Source organism: Ponticoccus sp. (in: a-proteobacteria) (genome assembly GCF_048381735.1).
On record NZ_JBLXGL010000003.1, the window covers coordinates 422,752 to 442,649 of the forward strand.

General features: G+C 69.0%; 20 protein-coding genes. 5 read left to right on the forward strand and 15 right to left on the reverse strand.

The features are described 5' to 3' along the window. Window positions 1-417 precede the first annotated feature (417 nt). The 9 genes from ACN5KJ_RS09125 to ACN5KJ_RS09165 form a co-directional block, all read right to left on the reverse strand. Entirely contained in the window at window positions 418-1,476 is a 1,059-nt protein-coding gene (locus tag ACN5KJ_RS09125; RefSeq protein WP_418593446.1) for a DUF1513 domain-containing protein, read from the reverse strand. 1 nt (window position 1,477) lies between these two features. Next, the gene (locus ACN5KJ_RS09130; RefSeq protein WP_418593447.1) at window positions 1,478-2,443 is read right to left on the reverse strand and encodes an imelysin family protein; all 966 of its coding nucleotides are present in this window, start codon (window positions 2,441-2,443) and stop codon (window positions 1,478-1,480) included. Then, window positions 2,443-3,963, reverse strand: coding sequence for a di-heme oxidoredictase family protein (locus ACN5KJ_RS09135; protein ID WP_418593575.1), 1,521 nt, complete (start codon window positions 3,961-3,963; stop codon window positions 2,443-2,445). Before ACN5KJ_RS09135 ends, ACN5KJ_RS09130 begins: the two co-directional genes overlap by 1 nt. 31 nt (window positions 3,964-3,994) lie before the next feature. Then, the gene (gene bfr, locus ACN5KJ_RS09140; protein WP_418593449.1) at window positions 3,995-4,480 is read right to left on the reverse strand and encodes a bacterioferritin; all 486 of its coding nucleotides are present in this window, start codon (window positions 4,478-4,480) and stop codon (window positions 3,995-3,997) included. 69 nt (window positions 4,481-4,549) lie between these two features. Beyond that, window positions 4,550-4,792 carry a (2Fe-2S)-binding protein gene (locus ACN5KJ_RS09145; protein WP_347165857.1) on the reverse strand — a complete coding sequence of 81 codons (243 nt, stop codon included), beginning with the start codon at window positions 4,790-4,792 and terminating at the stop codon, window positions 4,550-4,552. A 61-nt stretch (window positions 4,793-4,853) separates the two neighbouring features. Further along, window positions 4,854-6,110 (reverse strand): imelysin family protein, encoded by a 1,257-nt coding sequence (locus ACN5KJ_RS09150; RefSeq protein WP_418593451.1) that lies wholly within the window; start codon window positions 6,108-6,110, stop codon window positions 4,854-4,856. 36 nt (window positions 6,111-6,146) lie between these two features. Continuing rightward, a complete protein-coding gene (locus ACN5KJ_RS09155) occupies window positions 6,147-6,623 on the reverse strand; it encodes a hypothetical protein (protein ID WP_418593453.1) in 477 nt (158 codons plus the stop codon). After that, entirely contained in the window at window positions 6,620-6,766 is a 147-nt protein-coding gene (locus tag ACN5KJ_RS09160) for a hypothetical protein (protein WP_023847847.1), read from the reverse strand. Before ACN5KJ_RS09160 ends, ACN5KJ_RS09155 begins: the two co-directional genes overlap by 4 nt. 111 nt (window positions 6,767-6,877) lie before the next feature. Beyond that, window positions 6,878-7,561, reverse strand: coding sequence for a DUF1028 domain-containing protein (locus ACN5KJ_RS09165; protein ID WP_418593454.1), 684 nt, complete (start codon window positions 7,559-7,561; stop codon window positions 6,878-6,880). A 99-nt stretch (window positions 7,562-7,660) separates the two neighbouring features. On the opposite strand from ACN5KJ_RS09165, the gene ACN5KJ_RS09170 reads away from it, so the two are divergent. From ACN5KJ_RS09170 to ACN5KJ_RS09190, 5 genes are all read left to right on the forward strand, one after another. Then, the gene (locus ACN5KJ_RS09170) at window positions 7,661-9,238 is read left to right on the forward strand and encodes an ABC transporter substrate-binding protein (RefSeq protein WP_418593456.1); all 1,578 of its coding nucleotides are present in this window, start codon (window positions 7,661-7,663) and stop codon (window positions 9,236-9,238) included. A 169-nt stretch (window positions 9,239-9,407) separates the two neighbouring features. Continuing rightward, window positions 9,408-10,355 carry an ABC transporter permease gene (locus ACN5KJ_RS09175; protein WP_418593458.1) on the forward strand — a complete coding sequence of 316 codons (948 nt, stop codon included), beginning with the start codon at window positions 9,408-9,410 and terminating at the stop codon, window positions 10,353-10,355. Then, entirely contained in the window at window positions 10,352-12,217 is a 1,866-nt protein-coding gene (locus ACN5KJ_RS09180; RefSeq protein ID WP_418593460.1) for a dipeptide/oligopeptide/nickel ABC transporter permease/ATP-binding protein, read from the forward strand. The genes ACN5KJ_RS09175 and ACN5KJ_RS09180 overlap by 4 nt, the downstream gene beginning before the upstream one ends. After that, on the forward strand, window positions 12,214-13,173 hold the full coding sequence (locus ACN5KJ_RS09185; RefSeq protein ID WP_418593462.1) for an ABC transporter ATP-binding protein: 960 nt from the start codon (window positions 12,214-12,216) through the stop codon (window positions 13,171-13,173). Before ACN5KJ_RS09180 ends, ACN5KJ_RS09185 begins: the two co-directional genes overlap by 4 nt. Next, the gene (locus ACN5KJ_RS09190) at window positions 13,142-13,906 is read left to right on the forward strand and encodes a FadR/GntR family transcriptional regulator (protein WP_418593464.1); all 765 of its coding nucleotides are present in this window, start codon (window positions 13,142-13,144) and stop codon (window positions 13,904-13,906) included. The genes ACN5KJ_RS09185 and ACN5KJ_RS09190 overlap by 32 nt, the downstream gene beginning before the upstream one ends. A 233-nt stretch (window positions 13,907-14,139) precedes the next feature. Here the strand turns inward: ACN5KJ_RS09190 and ACN5KJ_RS09195 are convergent, their stop codons facing one another. The 6 genes from ACN5KJ_RS09195 to ureC all read right to left on the reverse strand — a co-directional run bounded on the left by ACN5KJ_RS09195 (window position 14,140) and on the right by ureC (window position 19,890). After that, the gene (locus ACN5KJ_RS09195; protein WP_418593466.1) at window positions 14,140-15,240 is read right to left on the reverse strand and encodes an NAD(P)/FAD-dependent oxidoreductase; all 1,101 of its coding nucleotides are present in this window, start codon (window positions 15,238-15,240) and stop codon (window positions 14,140-14,142) included. Continuing rightward, window positions 15,237-15,848 carry an urease accessory protein UreG gene (gene ureG / locus ACN5KJ_RS09200; protein WP_418593467.1) on the reverse strand — a complete coding sequence of 204 codons (612 nt, stop codon included), beginning with the start codon at window positions 15,846-15,848 and terminating at the stop codon, window positions 15,237-15,239. Before ureG ends, ACN5KJ_RS09195 begins: the two co-directional genes overlap by 4 nt. 100 nt (window positions 15,849-15,948) lie before the next feature. Continuing rightward, complete coding sequence (locus ACN5KJ_RS09205) at window positions 15,949-16,581, reverse strand: urease accessory protein UreF (RefSeq protein ID WP_418593577.1); 633 nt, start codon at window positions 16,579-16,581, stop codon at window positions 15,949-15,951. Further along, entirely contained in the window at window positions 16,577-17,209 is a 633-nt protein-coding gene (locus ACN5KJ_RS09210) for an urease accessory protein UreE (protein ID WP_418593469.1), read from the reverse strand. Before ACN5KJ_RS09210 ends, ACN5KJ_RS09205 begins: the two co-directional genes overlap by 5 nt. After that, window positions 17,206-17,784 (reverse strand): hypothetical protein, encoded by a 579-nt coding sequence (locus ACN5KJ_RS09215; protein WP_418593470.1) that lies wholly within the window; start codon window positions 17,782-17,784, stop codon window positions 17,206-17,208. Before ACN5KJ_RS09215 ends, ACN5KJ_RS09210 begins: the two co-directional genes overlap by 4 nt. A gap of 381 nt (window positions 17,785-18,165) precedes the next feature. Continuing rightward, on the reverse strand, window positions 18,166-19,890 hold the full coding sequence (gene ureC / locus ACN5KJ_RS09220) for an urease subunit alpha (RefSeq protein ID WP_418593472.1): 1,725 nt from the start codon (window positions 19,888-19,890) through the stop codon (window positions 18,166-18,168). Between the last annotated feature and the right edge of the window lie 8 nt (window positions 19,891-19,898).

The following is a 19,898-nucleotide window of genomic DNA, read 5'->3' on the forward strand; positions in this document are numbered from 1 at the left end:
CATCCCTCCCATGGTTGCGCGCACTCTGCCTTGCGTGCCCGGGGCATGCAACGGGCAACCGCCGCCCGGCTGGCCCCCCGACCGACCGGCACTGTTGCAGGGGCGCAACGGTCCGGGATACCCGACCCTCCGGATTCCCACACTGTTCGGAACCTCTGCCGCGTAGCACCATTGGGACATCTACAGCGTCCGGCCTTTAACGTGGTTCACGCCGTGACAGGATTGCCCCAAGACGCCCAGGGCGCGGCAAGGCCATCCTGTTTCAAGGATAAGGCCCGGCGCTTCAGGAGGTACTGGATATGACCGAACATATGACCAAACCGAAGCGCACGCCCCGCGACAAGCACCCGCTGCCCCAGCCCGGTGCCCCCAGGCCGCGCCGCTACACCTTCACCGACTGGGCCTGCCTCTGAGGTCTCAACCCAGCCGGACCAGGTGATTGTCCCAGGCGCGGCGCGCGACCGAGAGGGGCGCCAGCCGGTCCGTGCAGGACAGAATGCCGCCGTGGCCATCCGTGGCCACGAGACCCTCGGCCCCCGCCGCAAGCCCGCAGATGTCCGAGCGGCTGAGCGCGGTCAGGAACTCCCCGTCGAGGCCGAACAGATGCAGCCGCCCGCCACGGGGCGAGGTGATCCCCACGCGGCCCGCGTCCATGGCCACGCTGCCCGCGTAGCCCTGCATCGCCAGTTGCTCCGCCAGATCGGCCTCACACAGCGTCACGCGCCCGCCCTTGCGGTGCAGCCCCAGCAGGGGCACGGGCTCCGACAGGTCGCCCTGCCACTGCATGGCAAAGCCCACAAGGCCGTCGCGATGCGCGAGGTGCCGGATCGAGGCCCTGTGCAGGTCTTCCGACAGCTCCACGCTTTCCTGCAGGCCGCCGGTCACCGTCACGTAGGACAGGTTGGGGCGCATGCTGTCCAGGTTCAGTTTCTCGCGCCCCCGGTCGGGATGGGTCAGGATGCCGCCGTTCGCCACCGCCAGCACGTCACCGGGCAGACGCAGGATCTCGTGCGGGCCGATGCCGCCCGAGGCCAGCGACCCGATCCGGCGATAACCCTCATCGCGCGCCCAGAGGCCCAGCCGCCCGACGCCGCTGTCGATGTGGTTTTCCGTCGTCACCAGCACCGCGCCGCCGTCGACAAAGGCGCCATGGCCGTAGAAATGATGGCCCTCCGGCGCCTCCAGCCGATGCGCGACCCGGCCCGAGACACAGTCGATCACAAGGGCATAGGTGCCCGGACGGCGCGCGAAGGCCACCGCCTCGGGGCGCAGGGGATGGGCCGCCGCCGCGTGGCCCCGGGCCGGCAAGGGAATGCGAAACAGGTCCTGCCCCTGCTCGGACAATCCGAACAGCGCGAAGGTGCCGTCGGGCTCTTGCGCGGCGGCGAGGAAGGCGGGGTTGCCCGCGTCCGCCCATGTCACCTGCGGCAGGGTCGCCGAGGCCAGCAGAGCCGTCAGGAAGTGCCGCCGCCGCATCTCAGTCTCCGTCCGCCGAATTGAACCCCTCGGACAGGCCCAGCCCGGCGCCGATCTCTGCCGCGATCACCGTGCGCAGGGCGCGGACGTGCTGTTGCAGGATCTCGACCTTCAGACGGCCCGCGGGATCGTCGACCCCCGCGAACAGCGGATCGTCCAGATCGGCGGCCAGCCGAAGCGCCTCGTCATAGGCCGCCTCGGTCACCGGGATCGGACCCTCGGCAAGGGTCCGGGCCAGCCCGCGCGTCGCCTCCAGCGACAGCACGACATTCCGCAGCGGCCGGTCCGAGCGCCGCGCCTCGGCGCGTTCCGGTCGGGGCCGGTCGAAGGTGCCCAGGGGCCGCCCCAACCGCTGGTCGGCGGTGAACTCCAACCCCGCCAGCAGCGCGGTGTAGAGGGTCGAGGCCGCCTCGCGCCCAGTCAGGTAGGTGGCATTGTCGCCCGCCGTGGTCAGCAGCCCGGCGTGTTCCGTCCACCCGGCGCGCATCTCGGCACCCATCCGGGCAAGATCGGCGCTGACGGCCTGCACGTAGCGGCAGGCGTAATCCCCGGCGGTGTAGTCGGTCTCGTACAGCAGCCGCTCCAGCGCAAACAGCCCGCGCCCGGCGACAGAGACCTCGGCGAAGGTGGCGGGATCGTTCACCGCCGCATCCTCGTCGCCTTGCAGCGCCGCAACCGTCCTGGCCACGATACCGCGCTTGTCCGGCCAGAAGGCGATGGCCAGCGCGCGCCCGTCGGCCTCCAGCGGGCCGAAGTTCAGGTGGGCGATGCCCATCCAGCCATCGAAGGCGCGTTGGTAGGCGGGCTTCACCGCCTCGGCGGTGCAATCGGCCTGCGCGGCCTCATTCAGCGCCTGCGTATCCCCCACGAAAGCATCGAAGGCGGGCAGGATGTGGTCGTCGACAGCCTCCGCGACCCCGGCGGCAAGGGGCGAGGCAAGGCAGCACAGGGCAAGGGCTAGGCGCATCAGAGGCTCTCCAGGTAGCGGATCAGGGCGGCGCGGTCTTCGGGCGGCATCTCGACGACACGGTCGCGGGCGGGTTGCGCCTCGCCGCCGTGCCAGAGGACGGCTTCCAGCAGCGACCGCGCGCGACCGTCGTGCAGGAAATAGGTGTGGCCGTTGACCTGTTCGGTCAGGCCGATCCCCCACAGCGGCGCGGTGCGCCATTCGCGGCCCGTGGCCAGCCCTTCGGGGCGGTTGTCGGCCAGCCCCTCGCCCATGTCGTGCAGCAGGAAGTCGGAGTGCGGCCAGATCAGCTGAAAGCTCTGCGCGCTTTCATCCGCCAGCCGATGGGTGACGAACTTCGGCACGTGGCAGGACGCGCAGCCGGTCTCGTGGAACACCCGCTTGCCGCGCAACACCTCGGGGTCGTCGAGCGCCACGCGCTCCGGCAGGGCGAGGTTGCGGCTGTAGAAGGTCACGAGGTCGAGCCCCTCGGCGTCGATCTCGGCGCCGCGCGCGTCGCCGTCGCCATGCGGCCCGGCAAGGCAGGTGGTCTGCGCTTCGGTGCAATCTCCGCCGGGCAAGGGGTGCAACGGGTTCGAGATGCCGATGTCGCCCGCGAAGGCCCCGGCGGACTGTTCGCGGACCGTGGGGTTGCCCGCCTTCCAGCCGAAACGCCCCAGCATCGGCGCGTCGTATTCCTGCGACCAGACCACCTGCGCGCGGCCAGAGATGCCGTCGCCGTCCGCGTCGTCGGGGTCCGCATGGGCGAGGATGTCCGCCGTGGGAATCGCCTCGATCAGGCCGAGGCCCAGCATGGTCGGCGCCACGCGCGGCGAGAGCATCACGTCATCGGCCATGGGCCCGTAGCCAAGGTCCGTCACACTGTAGGTCGGCCTGCGCAGCGACGCCTCTTCGCCGCCCGACAGCGCCACCGGCACCTCTTCGTAGGTGATCTGCATCTGGCCCTCGGCGGCATGGCCAAGGACGGCGACGTCCTGCAACTGTCCGCCGTAGGTGGGTTCGGGCCGCGCCAGCGCCCCGCCCAGCGTCGCGAGGTAGGCCTCGACCTCTGTCATGTCGGTCTGGTCGAAGGGCACCGACAGGCGCAGGAACATCGACACGCGGTTGTCGTCCGGCCCCTCGGGCGGGTGGCCGCGCCCGTCCTTCAGGTGACAGCGCTGGCAGGATCGGGCGTTGAACACCGGCCCCAGCCCGTCCGAGGCCAGCGTCGACGAGGGCGACGAGACCCAGAGCTTCTTGAACAACCCGTTGCCGATCTTGAAATCAAGCTCGCCGTCGAAGCCGATATTGGCGGACGGCTGCGAGAAGGCATCCGCGCTGGACCGCCGGCGCACCGTGGCCGCGCCGCCGGGCTTGGCCTCGAACCGCTCTGGTGCGGTGAAATCGGTGGGCGCGGCGGTGACGCGGGCGATGCGCGCGGCCTCGTCGGCGGTGCGGGGCACCACCGGCAGGTGCAGGTCCTCCAGAACCGGCATTTCGGCGGCGACGGGAAAGGCTGCCGCCAGAAGCAGCGGCAGCATGAGTTTTTTCATAACAGGTCTCTTTGGGCGCTTATTCCGCCTCGTCCGAGGATTTGGCCTGAAGCTGGCTGTAGCTGGATGCGCCGAGGGTCTCGTAAAGGCCCAGCTGCGTTTCGAGGTAGTCGATGTGGCCTTCCTCATCGGCGATGAGCGCCTCGAAGAGGTTCTTCGACACGTAGTCGCCCACGGAGTCGCAGTGGTTGCGGGCCTCGATATACAGGGTGCGCGCCTCATGTTCCGCGGCGAGGTCCGACTCCAGCGTTTCCTTCAGGGTCTGGCCGATGCGCAGCGGGTCCAGCTTTTGCAGGTTCGGATGACCTTCCAGGAAGATGATCCGCTGGATCAGCTTGTCGGCGTGGTGCATCTCTTCGATGCTTTCCTCACGCGACTTGTCGGCGAGCTTGCCGAAACCCCAGTCTTCCTGCAGGCGATAATGCAGCCAGTACTGGCTGACCGCCGTCAACTCGCTGCGCAGTGCCGCGTTGAGATATTCGATGACCTTCGCATCACCCTTCATGGTCGGAATCCTTTTGCTTACCTACCGGCGTTAGTGTGGTCTTCTGCCTTGGGTCCTGCAAGGGCGCGGTCAGCCGCGTCCTCTACGTTCGAGGCGGCGCAGGTGCCGCAGTTCCAGCGGCACCTCGAAATTGTCGTTGGCCTGCATGGTCTTCATGAACAGCGGCAGGCAGCCGCCGCAGTCGGCCTTCTTGCCAAGCGCCCGGTAGATCTTGCCCGGCGTGATCAGCGTCGCCTCGTCCGAGGCGCGCATCCAGTCCACGGCGGCGTGGATATCGTGGTCCGAGATGTTCATGCAGTGGCAGACGATCATGGCCGGTTCCTTCTGGACGGGCGATGGCCCGGGGCGCCCGCGACGCCCCGGCGGGGTGGCGTTACTGGAAAACCGCGTCCGGGTCGTCGAGGCTGTCGGAGCCCTCAAAGCCGATCCGGTCGAGGCCAAGCGCGGTCACCGCCCGCTCGATACCAGAGGTTTGTTGCACCAATGCGTCGACCGCCGCCATGATCAGCGCCTCGCCGCCTGCGTTGCCGCGCGCCAGCATCTGGTCGTAGCTGAAGCCCGCCTCGGCGGCGGCCTTGATCTGGCCCAGTTCCACCATGGTCTGGTTGATGTCGGCGCGCAGGGCCGCGTCCACATCCGCGTCGGCCGCCGCCACCAGCGAGGACAGGCTTTCGCCGCTCACCACCGACCCGTCGATGCGGACATATTCCCCGAAGTAGACGTTGCGGATGCCCATGCCGTCATAGAAATGCGAGTTGTGGGTGTTGTCCGAGAAGCAGTCGTGCTCTTCCTCGGGGTCGTTCAGCATGACGCCCAGCTTCATGCGCTCGCCCGCCTGCTCGCCGTAGGACAGGCTGCCCATGCCGGTCAGCATCGCCACGATGCCCGCGTCTTCGTCGCCGGTCACGGTGGTGCGCGCCTCGCCGCCCTCGGCCCATTGCGCGGCCATGTATTCCAGATCGGACACCAGCAGGTCGGTCGCGGCCTTCAGGTACTGGCCACGGCGGTCGCAATTGCCGCCGGTGCAGGCCTCGCCCGTCGCGTAGTCGGTCCAGGGACGCTCACCGGCGCCGTGATCGGTGCCGTTCAGGTCCTGCCCCCAGAGCAGGAATTCCACCGCGTGATAGCCGGTGGCAACGTTGGATTCGACCGCATCGGCCTCTTGCAGGGTCTCTTCCAGCAGCGCCGGGGTGATCTCTGTCGCGTCGACCTCTTCGCCGGACAGGGTGAAGGTCGGGTTGGCCACCACGTTCAGCGCCGCATAGGCGTTTTCGTCCGTGGCCCCGCCGTAGGATGCATCGACATAGTCGATCAGGCCCTCGTCCAGCGGCCATGCGTTCACCTTGCCTTCCCAGTCGTCGACGATGGCATTGCCGAAGCGGAAGACCTCGGTCTGCTGGTAGGGCACGCGGGCTTCCAGCCATGCGGTGCGGGCGGCGGTCAGCGTCGCCTCGGACGGATCGGCGATCAGCGCCGCGACGGCGGCCTGAAGATCCTGCGCCTTGCTCAGGCTGTCCTCGTATCCGGCCTGCGCGATATCGGCGTAGGTGTCCAGCACGGCGGCCTTGTCCGCCATCGCGGGCAGGGCGGCGGTCAGTGCCAGAGCCATGGCTGTCGCTGTCGTCTTCATGGGGTCTGTTCCCTTCGTCAGTCAGTCAGTTGTGGGTCAATGCAGGCGTCCGCGATGGACGTCGGCCCGGTGGGCCGCCATCACGCGGCGGTTCATCTGGTTCAGCCACAGCCCGAAGGCCTGCGCGGCCCCGGCCAGCGCCGGGGCAAGGTCGGCCCGGACCATCAGCGTGGCCATCAGGGTGGCATCCTCCATCGCGCCTTCCGCCGCACATCCGACCATCTGCGCAAGGCAGGCCTCGTCGGCGCCGACGCATTGGCAGGCCAGCCCGTGGCAGGCCATCGGGCGGCGGCCATGGTCGGAGAGGATCGTCACGAGGTCCGTCAGCGCCTCGGTCGCCCGGCTGCCGGCGGCATCCCCCAGCGCCTCGATCAGCCCGGACCGGGCGCGGTCGATCGCGCCATGCGACCCAAGGCAGAGGCGCAGGTAAAGGATCGCGCCGGATTCGACGGCGCCATATTGCGACAGGCGCCCGACCGGAGAGCCGCCGCGCGGCGGGTTGTGCAGGCTCATGACCGCGCCCCGTCGATCAGCCGGTCCAGAAGACCCGCCCCCGGCGGCGTCAGGCGCATCGCAAGGGCCCGCGCCTCTGCCGCGCAAAACGCAAGGTCGGCGGCGCGGCCGGTCTCGCTGTCGCTGTCCCGATGCAGAGCCATGGCGGTCTCCAGAATCCCCGTTGCTTTGCGGGAAACCTGACCACTACAGTCGGGAATGTCAATTCCGATTATTTTAGTCGGATGAACCCGGGCAGGCCGGCGCCGGTGCGGTCAGTCGCGGAAATCGGTCTCGGAGAGGATGCGCTCGGGGTCCTCGGCGCAGGGCACCTGCCGCGCCCAGCGACCATACCCGCCACTGGTCGCGCGGGCATGCAGCGTCTGCAGCGCGCCGATGGGGTCGCTGTCATGGTAATCGATGCGCAGGGTCAGGGGCGCATGGGCCGGACTGAGGACCAGCAGCGCCGCAGAGAACAACCCCCGGCTGTCGCTGCCCGCCCGGTCGGCGGCGCGCAGCGCGGCGATCAGGCGCTCTGCCGGGGAACCGCCCGCGCCCTGGAAGGCTTCCGACAGGGCGTCGAGCACCTCCAGCCCGGCCAGCATATTGCCCGAGGCAATCCCGCCGGGAAAAGACCGTGCGCCCATCTGCGGGGTGTTCTCGTCGCCGGTGAAGGCCGCCGCCCGCCCCGTCGGATCAAGGGCCGCAAGCTGCCGCCAGGCGCGCCCCCTATCCGCGCCGGTCACCTCGGCCACGGCGGTCGAGGCGCCTTGCCCCCCGGCCATCCGGTCCAGCACTTCCTCTCCCCAGAAGGTCGAGGGCGCGGCGCCCTGGCTTGCGCTCAGACCCGCGTCAAGCCGCCCCCGCAGCACCCAGCCCCCCACGCAAAGCGATCCGGTCGCGGCGGCGGCGCAAAGGGTTCCGGTGCCCGGATCCCGGGCAAGAAGCGAGAAGGTCATACAGGTCTCCTGAAAGCCATTCTGAAATTATCATGAAAAATTGACCGGTGCAAATTATCATGATAATTTCGAATCCATATAAAAACAGGGAGCCCTTCCATGACCATCCTCAGCCTGACGCGCCGGACGCTGCTTGCCGCCGCCACGTCGACACTGGCGCTTGGCTCGCTTGCCGCGCCCGCCCTGGCCCAGACCCCGCCCGGCGTGCTGATCGTCGGCCAGATCGCAGAGCCGAAATCTCTGGACCCGGCGGCGGTGACGGCGGTGAACGACTTCCGCATCCTCGTGAACCTTTACGAGGGGCTGGTGCGCTACAAGCCCGGCACGCTGGAGGTGGAACCGCAGCTGGCCACCGGATGGGAGGTCAGCGAGGACGGGACCGAATACACCTTCACCCTGCGCGAGGGCGTGACCTTCCACGACGGCACGCCCTTCAATGCCGAGGCGGTGAAGTTCAACTTCGACCGGATGCTGAACGAGGATCACCCCTTCCACAACACCGGCCCCTTCCCGCTGGCCTTCTTCTTCGGCTCGGTGGCCTCGACTGAGGCGGTGGACGAATTGACGGTGAAATTCACCCTCTCCGAGCCCTACGCCCCCTTCCTGTCGAACCTCGCCTACCCGACCGGCCTGCTGATCTCGCCCGCCGCCGTCGAGGCGGGCGGCGCCGACTTCGGGCGCGCGCCGGTTGGCACCGGGCCCTTCACATTCGCCGAGTGGCGCTCGAACGAGGCGGTGGTGATCGAGAAGAACCCCGATTACTGGGGCGAGACGGCGGGCACCGAGGCGGTGGTCTTCCGCCCGATCACCGACGCCAACACCCGCGTGGCAGAGATGCTGGCGGGCGGCATCGACATGATGGTCGAGGTGCCGCCGAACTCGCTGGGCCAGTTCGAGAGCGACCAGTACAAGGTGATCGAGCAGGCCGGACCGCATGTCTGGTTCCTGATCCTGAACGCCAAGGAAGGCCCCTTCGCCGACAAGCTGGTCCGTCAGGCCGCCAACTACGCGATCAACAAGGAAGCGCTGGTCAACGACGTGCTGGAAGGCACCGCCGAGGTCGCCGCGGGGCCGACGCCGCCCGCCTTCGCATGGGCCTATAACGACGCGCTGGAGCCCTACCCCTACGACCCCGAGAAGGCCAGGGAGCTGCTGGCCGAGGCCGGGGCCGAGGGTGCGGAACTGACCTTCTACGTGACCGAAGGCGGCTCCGGCATGCTGGACCCGATCCCCATGGGCACCGCCATCCAGGCGGATCTGGAAGCGGTGGGCTTCGATGTCAGCATCGAGACCTACGAGTGGAACACCTTCCTCGGCGAGGTGAACCCGGGGCTGGAGGGCAAGGCGGACATGGCCGAGATGGCCTGGATGACCAACGACCCCGACACCCTGCCCTATCTCGCGCTGCGCACCGACGCATGGCCCGAGGCGGGCGGCTTCAACTCGGGCTACTACTCGAACCCCGAGGTGGACGACCTGCTGGAACAGGCCCGCGTCTCGACCGATCAGGCGGAGCGCGCCGAGCTTTACAAGCAGATGCAGGAGATCGTGCAGGATGACGCGCCCTGGGTCTTCGTGGCGAACTGGAAGCAGAATGCGGTGACGAGCGCCCGGGTCGAGAACTTCTCGCTGGAGCCGTCCTTCCTGCTGATGCTCTCGGACGTGGTGAAGAACTGAGTTTCGGGCGCTGACGCGCCCGACCGCCGGGGGGCTGCCGCCCCGTCGCCATTGTCTCTCGGACCAATGGCGCGACAATGGCAACCCCCGCAGGTATTTTCGGACCAGAGAAGCAGGGGCGCCCGAATGGGCGGCTTGGTGGTCCTTCACCCCAGCCGGAGGTCCAGGCATGGGTTCCTATATCCTGAAAAGACTGGTGTCGGCGGTGCCGGTGCTTCTGGGGATCACGGTGATCGTGTTCCTGATCATGGCGATGATCCCGGGCGACCCGGCGACGGCGATCCTTGGGTCCTACGCGACACCCGACAACGTCGAAAAGCTGAACCGGGATCTGGGTTTGGACAAGCCCATGGTGCAGCGGTATTTCATCTGGCTGGGCAATATGCTGACCGGCGATTTCGGGCGGTCGTTTAGCCTGAACCGCCCGGTGCTGGACGAGATCCTCGACCGGTTCAATGCGACGCTGGTGCTGGCGGGAACGAGCTTTGTGCTGTGTTCGGTGCTGGGCGTCCTTGCCGGGGTGATTTCCGCCGCGCGGCAGTATGGCTGGGCCGACAAGGCGATCACCTTCACGGTGCTGATCGGAATTTCGGTCCCCTCCTTCTTCCTTGGCATGATGATGATCCTGCTCTTCGCGGTGAAGCTGCGCTGGCTGCCGGTGTCGGGCATGTACGCGATCTATGGCGGCGGCGACCTGCCGGACCTTCTGGCACATCTCGTGATGCCCGCGCTGGCGCTGGCCGCCGTGGCCACCGGCGTGATCGCGCGGCTGTCGCGCTCTGCCATGCTGGAGGTCTTGCGGCAGGACTTCATCCGCACCGCGCGGGCCAAGGGCGTGCCGGAGCGCCGGGTGCTTTACGGCCATGCCCTGCGCGCGGCGATGGTGAGCATCATCCCGGTGCTGGGCATTCAGGCGGGCTTTGTCCTGTCAGGCGCGGTCTACATCGAGATCGTCTTCCAGTGGCCCGGTGTCGGGCGGATGCTGGTGGACGCGATTCTCAAGCGCGACATCCTGCTGGTGCAGGGCGGCGTGGTCTTCGTGGCCGCCTGCTACGTGCTGTTCAATATCATGGTGGACGTGGCGCAAAGCCTCCTGGATCCGAGGATCAAGACATGAGCTTCGCGCGCCTCGTCTTCCGCAACCGTCTGGCCGCGCTTGGGGCCGTTGTCCTGGGGGTGATCCTGCTGCTGGTGCTGCTGGTGCCGGTGCTGCCGCTGCAGAACCCCGACACAACCGCCACCGCCGACAAGTTCCTGCGCCCCTTCTCCGAAGGTCACCTTCTGGGCACCGACCACCTTGGCCGCGACCTGCTGGCGCGCCTGCTGCATGGCACGCGCCTCAGCCTTGCCATCGGGGTCGCGGCGGCGGTGATCGCGGCCACCATCGGCTCGGCCATCGGGATCGTCGCAGGCTACTTCGGCGGACGGGTGGACAACATCATCATGCGCGGCGTCGACATGCTGATGGCCTTTCCCTACATCCTGCTGGCGCTGGCCATCGTCGCGGCGCTTGGCCCCGGGCTGATGAACGCGCTGATCGCCGTGGCCGCCGTGAACATCCCCTTCTTCGCGCGCAATATCCGGGGGATGACCGTCAGCCTCGCCCGGCGCGAATTCATCGATGCGGCGCGTTTGGCGGGCCTCGGCCACACGCGGATCATCCTGACGGAACTGCTGCCCAACGTGCTGTCGACCATCGTCATCGCCATGTCCACGACCGTGGGCTGGATGATCCTCGAAACCGCTGGCCTGTCCTTCCTCGGCCTTGGCTCGCAGCCGCCGCAGGCCGATCTGGGCTCGATGCTGGGCGAGGCGCGGGCGGCGATGATCACCGCGCCGCATACCTCGATCGTGCCCGGCGTGATGATCTTCCTCATCGTCATGAGCATCAACCTCTTGGGCGACGGCATCCGCGACGCGCTGGACCCGCGCCTGCGTTCGGGCGCGCTGTCGCGCCCCCTGCCCCGCACGCGGGTCGCCCGTTCTGGCCCCGTGCCCGCCGCCGATGGCAGGGGGCTGCTGGCGCTGCAAGACCTGCAGACGCAGTTCCACGTCGGCCCCCGCGTCTACGAGGCGGTCGGCGGCGTCACCCTGCATGTCGAGAAGGGCGAATGCCTTGGCATCATCGGCGAAAGCGGATCGGGCAAGTCGGTCACGGCGCTGTCGGTCATGGGCCTTGTCGCCTCGCCCCCCGGCGTGATCACCGGCGGCGCGGTGCGCTACGACGGAGAGGACCTGCTGGACGCCCCCTTCCGCAAGCTGCGGCAGAAGCGCGGTCAGAACGTCGCCTATATCTTCCAGGACCCGCTGGCCACGCTGCACCCGCTCTACCGGATCGGCGACCAGCTGGCCGAGGCGATCCTGGTGCACCACGCCATTCCCAAGGCCGAGGCAATGGAGCGGGCGCTTGGCCTCTTGAAGGACGTCCGCATCCCCAACCCGGACAGCCGCCTGAGGGACTATCCGCACGAGATGTCGGGCGGCATGCGCCAGCGCGTCGGCATCGCCATGGCGCTGGCCAACGACCCCGACGTGATCATCGCCGACGAGCCGACGACGGCGCTGGACGTGACCGTTCAGGCTCAGATCCTCGCCCTGCTCGATGCACTGCGGCGCGAACGCGGGCTGGCCATCGTCTTCATCACCCATGACTTCGGCGTGGTGGCGCAGCTCTGCGACCGGGTCGCGGTGATGTATGCGGGCAGGATCGTCGAGGAAGGCCCGACGCAGGCGGTGCTGGAGGCCGCAGCCCACCCCTACACACGCCGCCTGATCGCCTGCGTGCCGGAACTGGGCGGCGGCCAGCGCGCGCTGGAGGCCATCCCCGGCCTGCCGCCCTCGGTCGACGAGCTGCCGCCGGGCTGCGCCTTTGCGCCCCGCTGCCGCAAACGCACAGAGGCCTGCACCGAAAGCCCGATCCCGCTGGCGGGCACCACGCGCAGGGTCCGCTGCATCCACCCCGAGGAGGCCGTGACATGACCATCGCCCTGCAGGTCACCGACCTCTCCAAGACCTTCCCGCAGCGCACCGGTCTTTTCGGCAGCTCCCGCGCAGGGGTGCGCGCCGTCCGGCCCCTGTCTTTCAGCGTGGCCGAAGGCGAAACCCTCGGCATCGTCGGCGAGTCGGGCTGCGGCAAGTCCACGCTGGCACGGATGCTGGTGGGCCTGCTGGAGCCCTCGACCGGCCAGATCGAGATCGCCGGCAAGGCGCTGGACACCGCCGACCCCGCCGCCTTCGGACGCCTCATCCAGTATGTCTTTCAGGACCCGATCTCCTCGCTGAACCCGCGCAAGTCGATCCGCCAGATCATGGAGGTGCCGCTGAAGCGCCTCCACGGCATGGACAAGGCGCAGCGCGAGGCCCGCATTGCCGAGATCTTCGACAGCGTGAACCTGCGCGAGACCTTTCTGGACCGCTATCCGCACGAGTTCTCGGGCGGGCAGGCGCAGCGCATCGGCATCGCCCGGGGGCTGGCCGCAAGCCCCCGCATCATGGTGCTGGACGAGCCGGTCTCGGCGCTGGATGTCTCGGTGCAGGCGCAGGTGCTGAATCTGCTGGCGGCGCTGCGCGAGGAATACACCCTGACCTACCTCTTCATCAGCCACGACCTCGCCGTGATCGAGGCGGTCAGCGACCGGGTCATGGTGTTGTATTTCGGCGCGGTGGTCGAGATCGGCGATGCGAAACGCATTTTCAAGGCGCCCCGCCACCCCTATACGAAACTTCTGGCGGCAAGCGCGCCGGTCGTGGGCCGCCCCCTGGCCCCGCCCGAGCAGAAGGGCACCGAACTGCCCGACCCGCTGAACCCGCCGGTGGGCTGCGCCTTTGCCGGGCGCTGCCCGAAAGCGACCGACCTCTGCCGCACCGAGGACCCGGCACTGAGAGACATGGGAGAGGACCACCTTGCCGCCTGCCACCACCCCGAAGAGGCGTGAACCGAAACGCAGCCGCCCCGCGCAGGTGGCCGAGGCGATCAAGTCCTGGGTGGTGGAACAGGGCCTGACGGCGGGCGACCGGCTGCCGGGCGAGGCCGAGCTGATGGCCCGCTTCGGCATGGCCAAGGGCACCATCCGCGAGGCCATGCGCATCCTCGAGGCACAGGGGCTGATCAAGACCCGCACCGGCCCCGGCGGCGGCAACTTCGTGCACGAGGTCAGCCGCGCCCGCGCCAAGGCGCTGCTGGGGAACTACTTCTACTTCAAGGACCTGACCATCGGCGACATCTACCGCCTGCGCCTCGCGCTGGAACCGGAACTTGCCGCCTCGCTGGCCGGAACGCTGGACGAGGACACGCTGGCCCGGCTCGAAGAGAACATCTCGGAATACGCCGAACCCTCGCAGACGCTCGAGGAAGAGGCCGCCCAGCACGTCGCCTCGCTGCGCTTCCACGCGCTGCTGGCGGAACAGTCCGACAACCCGCTCCTGGGCTTCATCATCGACTTCATGGTGAACCTGCTCTCGGACCTGACCGTGCACCGCCACCTCTACGAGCCACCCAATGCCGAACTCTGGCGCCGCGGCACCGATTACCAGACCCGCCTCGTCATGGCGCTGCGCGCAGGCGACGCCGGCGCGGCGCGCGCGATCATGACCGCCCACATGGAAACCGCCTGGGGCCTGATGCGCGGACAGGAGGTCCGGATGATGCAGCGTTTCATCAAGGAGTAACCCTCGCGGCCCCGCCGGACAGGGCGCCCGCAGACCGCCCAATCCACCGCATCGCCCCCCTCTCCGGGCCTCTTCTCCGCAAAGACGCGCAGGCCTCGGCATGCCCTGCCCCCCGCAACCGCGGCCCAGGCGCAGGGATCGCCGCCCGGCCCACCCCCTTGCGTTTCTTCTTGGCCCAAATACCGAAATCCGACAGCGGCCCCGGGCGTGGCCCTGCGCCCGGAAACGCCCCCTCAGCCGCGGGCGAAGCGCTCCGGCGACAGCGCCGCCAGCGTGTCCGCATCCAGCGCGGGCCTCCCGCCAAGGCACAGCGCCGCCGCCAGCGCCGCCAGCGCGGGCGCGGTCTGCACCCCGTAGCCGCCCTGCCCCGCCAGCCAGAAGAACCCCGGCGCCAGCGGGTCCATGCCCACCACCGGCGTCTTGTCGGCCACGAAGCTCCGCAACCCGGCCCAGGAATGCGAGGGCCGCACCAGCGGCACATCGACCATCTGCGAAAACCGGTCCAGCCCCTCGGCCAGCACCATGTCGTCGGGCCAGGCGTCGCCCGGCTCCACCGGGTCCTCGTCCGCCGGAGAGATCATCAGCCGCCCGCCGTCGGGCTTGGCGTACCAGGTGTCCGCCACCGACCCGAAGAGCGGCCAGCGCCCGACCTCCTCCGCCGGGTTCGGCACCGCCATCAGCACGGCGGAGCGCCGCTTCGGCACCAGCCCGACCGGCGGAAGACCGGCCAGCGCCGCCACCCGGTCGGCCCAGGCGCCCGCCGCGTTGACCACGATATCGGCGGTCAGCACTTCGCCGCCCGCCTCGATGCGCCAGCCCGCGCCGTCGCGCGCCAGCGCCGTGACCGGCGCCCCGGTCATCAGCGTGCCGCCGCGCTGCCGCATCAGCCGCAGACAGCCCTGCAGCAGCCGGTCCACGTCGATGTCCTGCGCGTCGCGCTCCAGCACGACCGCCTCGATCCGCTCGACACGCAGGATCGGCACGATCTCGGCCGCCTCGCGCGCCGTCATCCGCTCCAGCCCCGAGGACCCGGCGGCATAGTCCTCCAGCGCCGCCATCTCCTCGGGGCCCGCCAGCATCAGGGCGCCGCGCGGGCCCAGCACGCTCTCGCCCAGCAGCCCGCCTTCCAGCGCCGGTCCGGCGGTGGCGTTCAGCACCCGCAGCACCGCGTTGCCGTAGTTGCGAATGTACAGCGCCGCCGAGCGCCCGGTCGAATGATAGCCCGGCTGCGGCTCTGTCTCGAGCACGGTCACCTGCGCGTCAGAGGCCAGCGCCGCCCCGGCGCTGATCCCGGCGATGCCTCCGCCGATGACGACGATCCGCGGCCCGCTCATAGCCCGGCCTGCGCGCGGATTTCGGCAACCACCCGGTCGGCGCCCTCTCCGGCGCGCAGCGCGGTGAAGAGGAAGGGCCGCCCGTCGCGCACCCGCGCCGCGTCCCGCTCCATCACCTCGAGCGAGGCACCCACATGCGGCGCAAGGTCGGTCTTGTTGATGACAAGGATATCCGAGCGCCGGATCGCCGGTCCGCCCTTGCGCGGGATCTCTTCGCCCGCCGCCACGTCGATCACGTAGACCGTCAGGTCGGCCAGCTCGGGGCTGAAGGTGGCCGACAGGTTGTCGCCGCCCGACTCGATCAGCACGATCTCGACCTCGGGGTGGCGCCGGACCATCTCGGCCACGGCGGCAAGGTTGATCGAGGCATCCTCGCGGATCGCCGTATGCGGGCAGCCGCCGGTCTCGACGCCGATCACCCGGTCGGCGGGCAGGATCTGCATGCGCATCAGCGCCTCTGCGTCTTCCTGCGTGTAGATGTCGTTAGTGATCACCCCGATCGAAAACGCATCCTTCAGCCGCTCCGCCAGCCGGGCGGTAAGCGTCGTCTTGCCCGCGCCGACCGGTCCGCCGATGCCGATCCGGAGCGGGCCGTTCATGCCTGTCATCTCTCGTTGTCCTTCCTTCCGGCCCGACCGCCGCCGGTGCCGAATTCTTCCAAAGAATTCGGGCCGTTTTCCGTCACGGAAAACGCCCCCGCCGCAGCCGTCACGACTGGAACAGGCGCGGCTCCTGAACCTCGTGCCGCATCGAGGCGATGTCCGAGGCAAAGGCGTTCGACCACAGATCCCCGGCACCCTGCCCGCGCGCCTGCCGCGCCACCATCAGGCAGAGCGGCGCAAGACCGGCCAGCACCGCCTGCGCCCCGGTCTGGCCCAGCCCCATCAGGCGCTGCGCCGCCGACACGAGATTGCCCGCGAAGGCCTGCAGGTACAAGGCCGTCACCGCCTCCGTGTCCAGCCCCTGCAGGCGCGCGGCCCGGCCCAAAGCCACCGGCAGCAGCAGCGGCGGCAGGTCCAGTGCCCAGACCTCTGCGGTCACCCGCGCGAAGGCCGCGCCCTGACGCTCGGCCTCGCGCAGCCGTTCCGCCGAAGGCTGCCATGCGCGGGCCAGAGCCTCAACCGTCGTGATGTCCCCGGCCTCGGCGGCCAGTCCGATCAGGATGGCATCCGTCCGCCCCGAGCCCTCTTCCAGAATATCCCGCAGCCAGGCCGCCAGCGAGGCGGCCTCTGTGACCCGGCCCTCTGCCACCGCCGCTTCCAGCCCGTGAGAGAAGGCAAAGGCCCCCACCGGGTAGGCCGGCGAAAGCCATTGCGTCAGCGTCAGCAGGCGGGCGTCAATGGGCATGGTCGGTATCGTGGCGATGCCGGTGCGCGGGGTCGTCGCCCTCCTCCGCATGGCCCTGGCCGTGCGGATGGTCATGGCTCTGCGCAGGCCCGTGACGATGCGCCTGCCCATGGTCGTGGCCGTGATCCTGCGCGGGCTTGTCCGACCCGTGGTCCTGCGCATGGGCCGTGTGGCCGTGTTCATGCGCATGGGTGCGTCCGTGGCCATAGGCGCCGCCCTCGGGGCTGAAGGCGCGCATGGCCTCCGTGACATCGGCGCCGAGATGCTCCAGCATGTGGCGGATCACCGGGTCGCGCTGGATCAGCAGGCAGTCGTCCAGCAGCTGGCAGGGCGTGTGCCGGTTGCCGATATGCCATGCCAGCCGCGCCAGCGGGCCACGCACCTCCAGCACCGGCTCTTCCGCCGCGCGCACCGCCACAAGGCCGCCCCCCGCCAGCTCCAGCGCGTCGCCCTCGTCCAGAGAGGTCGTCTGCGCCAGATCCACCACGAAGGACAGCCCCGCCTCTGTCACCAGCCGTTTGCGGCGCAGGAACCGCGCCTCGTAATCCAGCACGACGCTCTGCGCCGCGCCGCTCCATGATCCGGCGCGATGCAGGACCTGCGCCACCGGCAATCCGCTCATTCCACGGCCTCCACGCTGTTGTAATCGTAGGTATCCACGCCGCCGTCGTAGCGGCTTTCGACAAACAGGCTGAGCCCGAGGTCCGGCAGGTAGTGCAGGACATCCGTCAGCCCCTCGTCCGACCCGTATTCGACCTCGACCGGGATCATCCCGTAGCGGCACGCGCCGATCTGCGTCTGGGTCGCCGGGCCGAAACGGAACACCTGCCGCTCCTGCGAGAAACTGCCGTCGCCGCTGAAGATAACCGTGAAACTGGCCTGCCCCCCGGGCACGGGCAGCGGCATCTCGTCGGCGTTGATCTCGAAGGCATAGGCGCTGCGCCACGCGTCCCCCTCTTCGAGGCTGCGCGCTTCGAGCAGGTAGACCCCCTGCGCCAGCAGGCTCTGCGTCCGCTCGCCCGCCCCATTGGTGAAGATCGACGTCACGATGCCCGGGCCCTCGCCCCGGGTGAAGACCTCTGTGCTGTCGCCATCGACACCAAAGCGGATGCCGCGGTCGAGATCGGCCTGCGTCGGGCAGGCCTGCGCCGAGGCGGCGGTGCCGATCATCGCGGCCATCAGGATGAGCGGTCTCATGGCGGGGTCTCCCTGTTGTTCTTCACGAAAAGCTTAACCGCGGATCACGCGGGCTTCGATAGCCAATTGCCCGTGACGCCAGCCGATGCCCTGCCCGGACTTGCCCGGCGTCCTGCCCCCCTGCACCCGGCCCGGGGCGCGGTGCACAGGAAAGCGCCCCCTGCGGCTGCCGATCCTTCGGGCGTCGGGCCGGATCATCCCGGTCGACGGCGCCGCATTCCGGCTGGTCATCCGGCAAGCCTGCCCGGCGCGGGTTTTGCCAACCCGGATGGCCGGGTCATCTGCGGCCTCCGCGCGGTCCTTCACCATGTGCGGCAAGCCCAAAGCCCCGCCTGCGGACCAGTGGAGGCCATCGCCATCATGCAGCCGTTCCGTCATCGCTCAGAACAGGAAATACCGCTGCGCCATCGGCAGCTCTGTCGCCGGCTGGCAGGTCAGCAGCTCGCCGTCCGCGCGCACCTCGTAGGTCTCGGGGTCGACCTCGACCCGGGGCAGCGCGTCGTTCAGCCTCAGGTCCGCCTTGCCGATGCCGCGGGTGTTGGTCACCGCAACCGTCTGCTTGGCCAGGCCAAGCCGCGCCCGCACCCCCTCGGCCTGCGCCGCCTCCGACACGAAGATCACCGCCGAGTTTTCGACAGAGCGCCCGTAGGCGCCGAACATGGGCCGCGAATAGACCGGCTGCGGCGTCGGGATAGAGGCATTGGGGTCGCCCATCTGCGCGCAGGCGATGGTGCCGCCGATCAGCACCATCTCGGGCTTCACGCCGAAGAAGGCGGGGTTCCACAGCACCAGATCGGCGCGCTTGCCTTCCTCGATGCTGCCGATCTCGTGGCCGATCCCGTGCGCGATGGCCGGGTTGATCGTGTATTTGGCGATGTAGCGGCGGACGCGGAAGTTGTCGTTGTCGCCCGTTTCCTCGGACAGCCGCCCGCGCTGCTTCTTCATCTTGTCGGCGGTCTGCCAGGTGCGGATCAGCACCTCGCCGACGCGACCCATGGCCTGACTGTCGGAGGCGATGATCGAGAAGGCGCCCATATCGTGCAGGATATCCTCTGCGGCGATGGTCTCGCGCCGGATGCGGCTTTCGGCAAAGGCCACGTCCTCGGGGATCGACTTGTCGAGGTGGTGGCAGACCATGAGCATGTCGAGGTGTTCCTCGATGGTGTTCACCGTGAAGGGGCGGGTCGGGTTGGTCGAGGACGGCAGAACAAAGCTCTCGCCGCAGATCTTGATGATGTCGGGGGCGTGACCGCCGCCCGCGCCCTCGGTGTGGAAGGCATGGATGGTGCGGCCCTTCATGGCCTTCACCGTGTTCTCGACAAAGCCGCTCTCGTTCAGCGTGTCGGTGTGGATCATCACCTGCACGTCCCAGGCATCCGCCACCGAGAGGCAGCAGTCGATGGCGGCGGGGGTGGTGCCCCAGTCCTCGTGCAGCTTCAGCGCGCAGGCCCCCGCCCGGATCTGCTCTTTCAGCGCGGCGGGCAGCGAGGCATTGCCCTTGCCCGCGAAGGCGAGGTTCATCGGGAAGGCATCGGCGGCCTGCAGCATGCGCCCGATGTGCCAGGGCCCCGGCGTGCAGGTCGTGGCCAGCGTGCCATGCGCGGGGCCGGTGCCGCCGCCCAGCATGGTGGTCACGCCGGAATGCAGCGCGTCCTCGATCTGCTGCGGGCAGATGTAGTGGATGTGGCTGTCCATGCCGCCCGCCGTCAGGATACGCCCCTCGCCGGCGATGCATTCGGTCCCCGGGCCGACGACGATGGTCACACCCGGCTGGGTGTCCGGGTTGCCCGCCTTGCCGATCCTGTGGATCCGCCCGTCGCGCAGGCCGACGTCGGCCTTGTAGACCCCGGTCCAGTCGACGATCAGCGCGTTGGTGATGACCGTGTCCACGGCGCCCTCGGCGCGGGTGGCCTGGCTCTGGCCCATGCCGTCGCGGATCACCTTGCCGCCGCCGAACTTCACCTCTTCACCGTAGCCGCCCGCCGCCTCGGCGGTCAGATCGCGCTCGACCTCGATGATCAGCTCCGTATCCGCCAGCCGCAGCCGGTCGCCGGTGGTGGGGCCGAACATCGCGGCATAATCGGAACGCTTGATCGTGGCTGGCATCGCAGGGG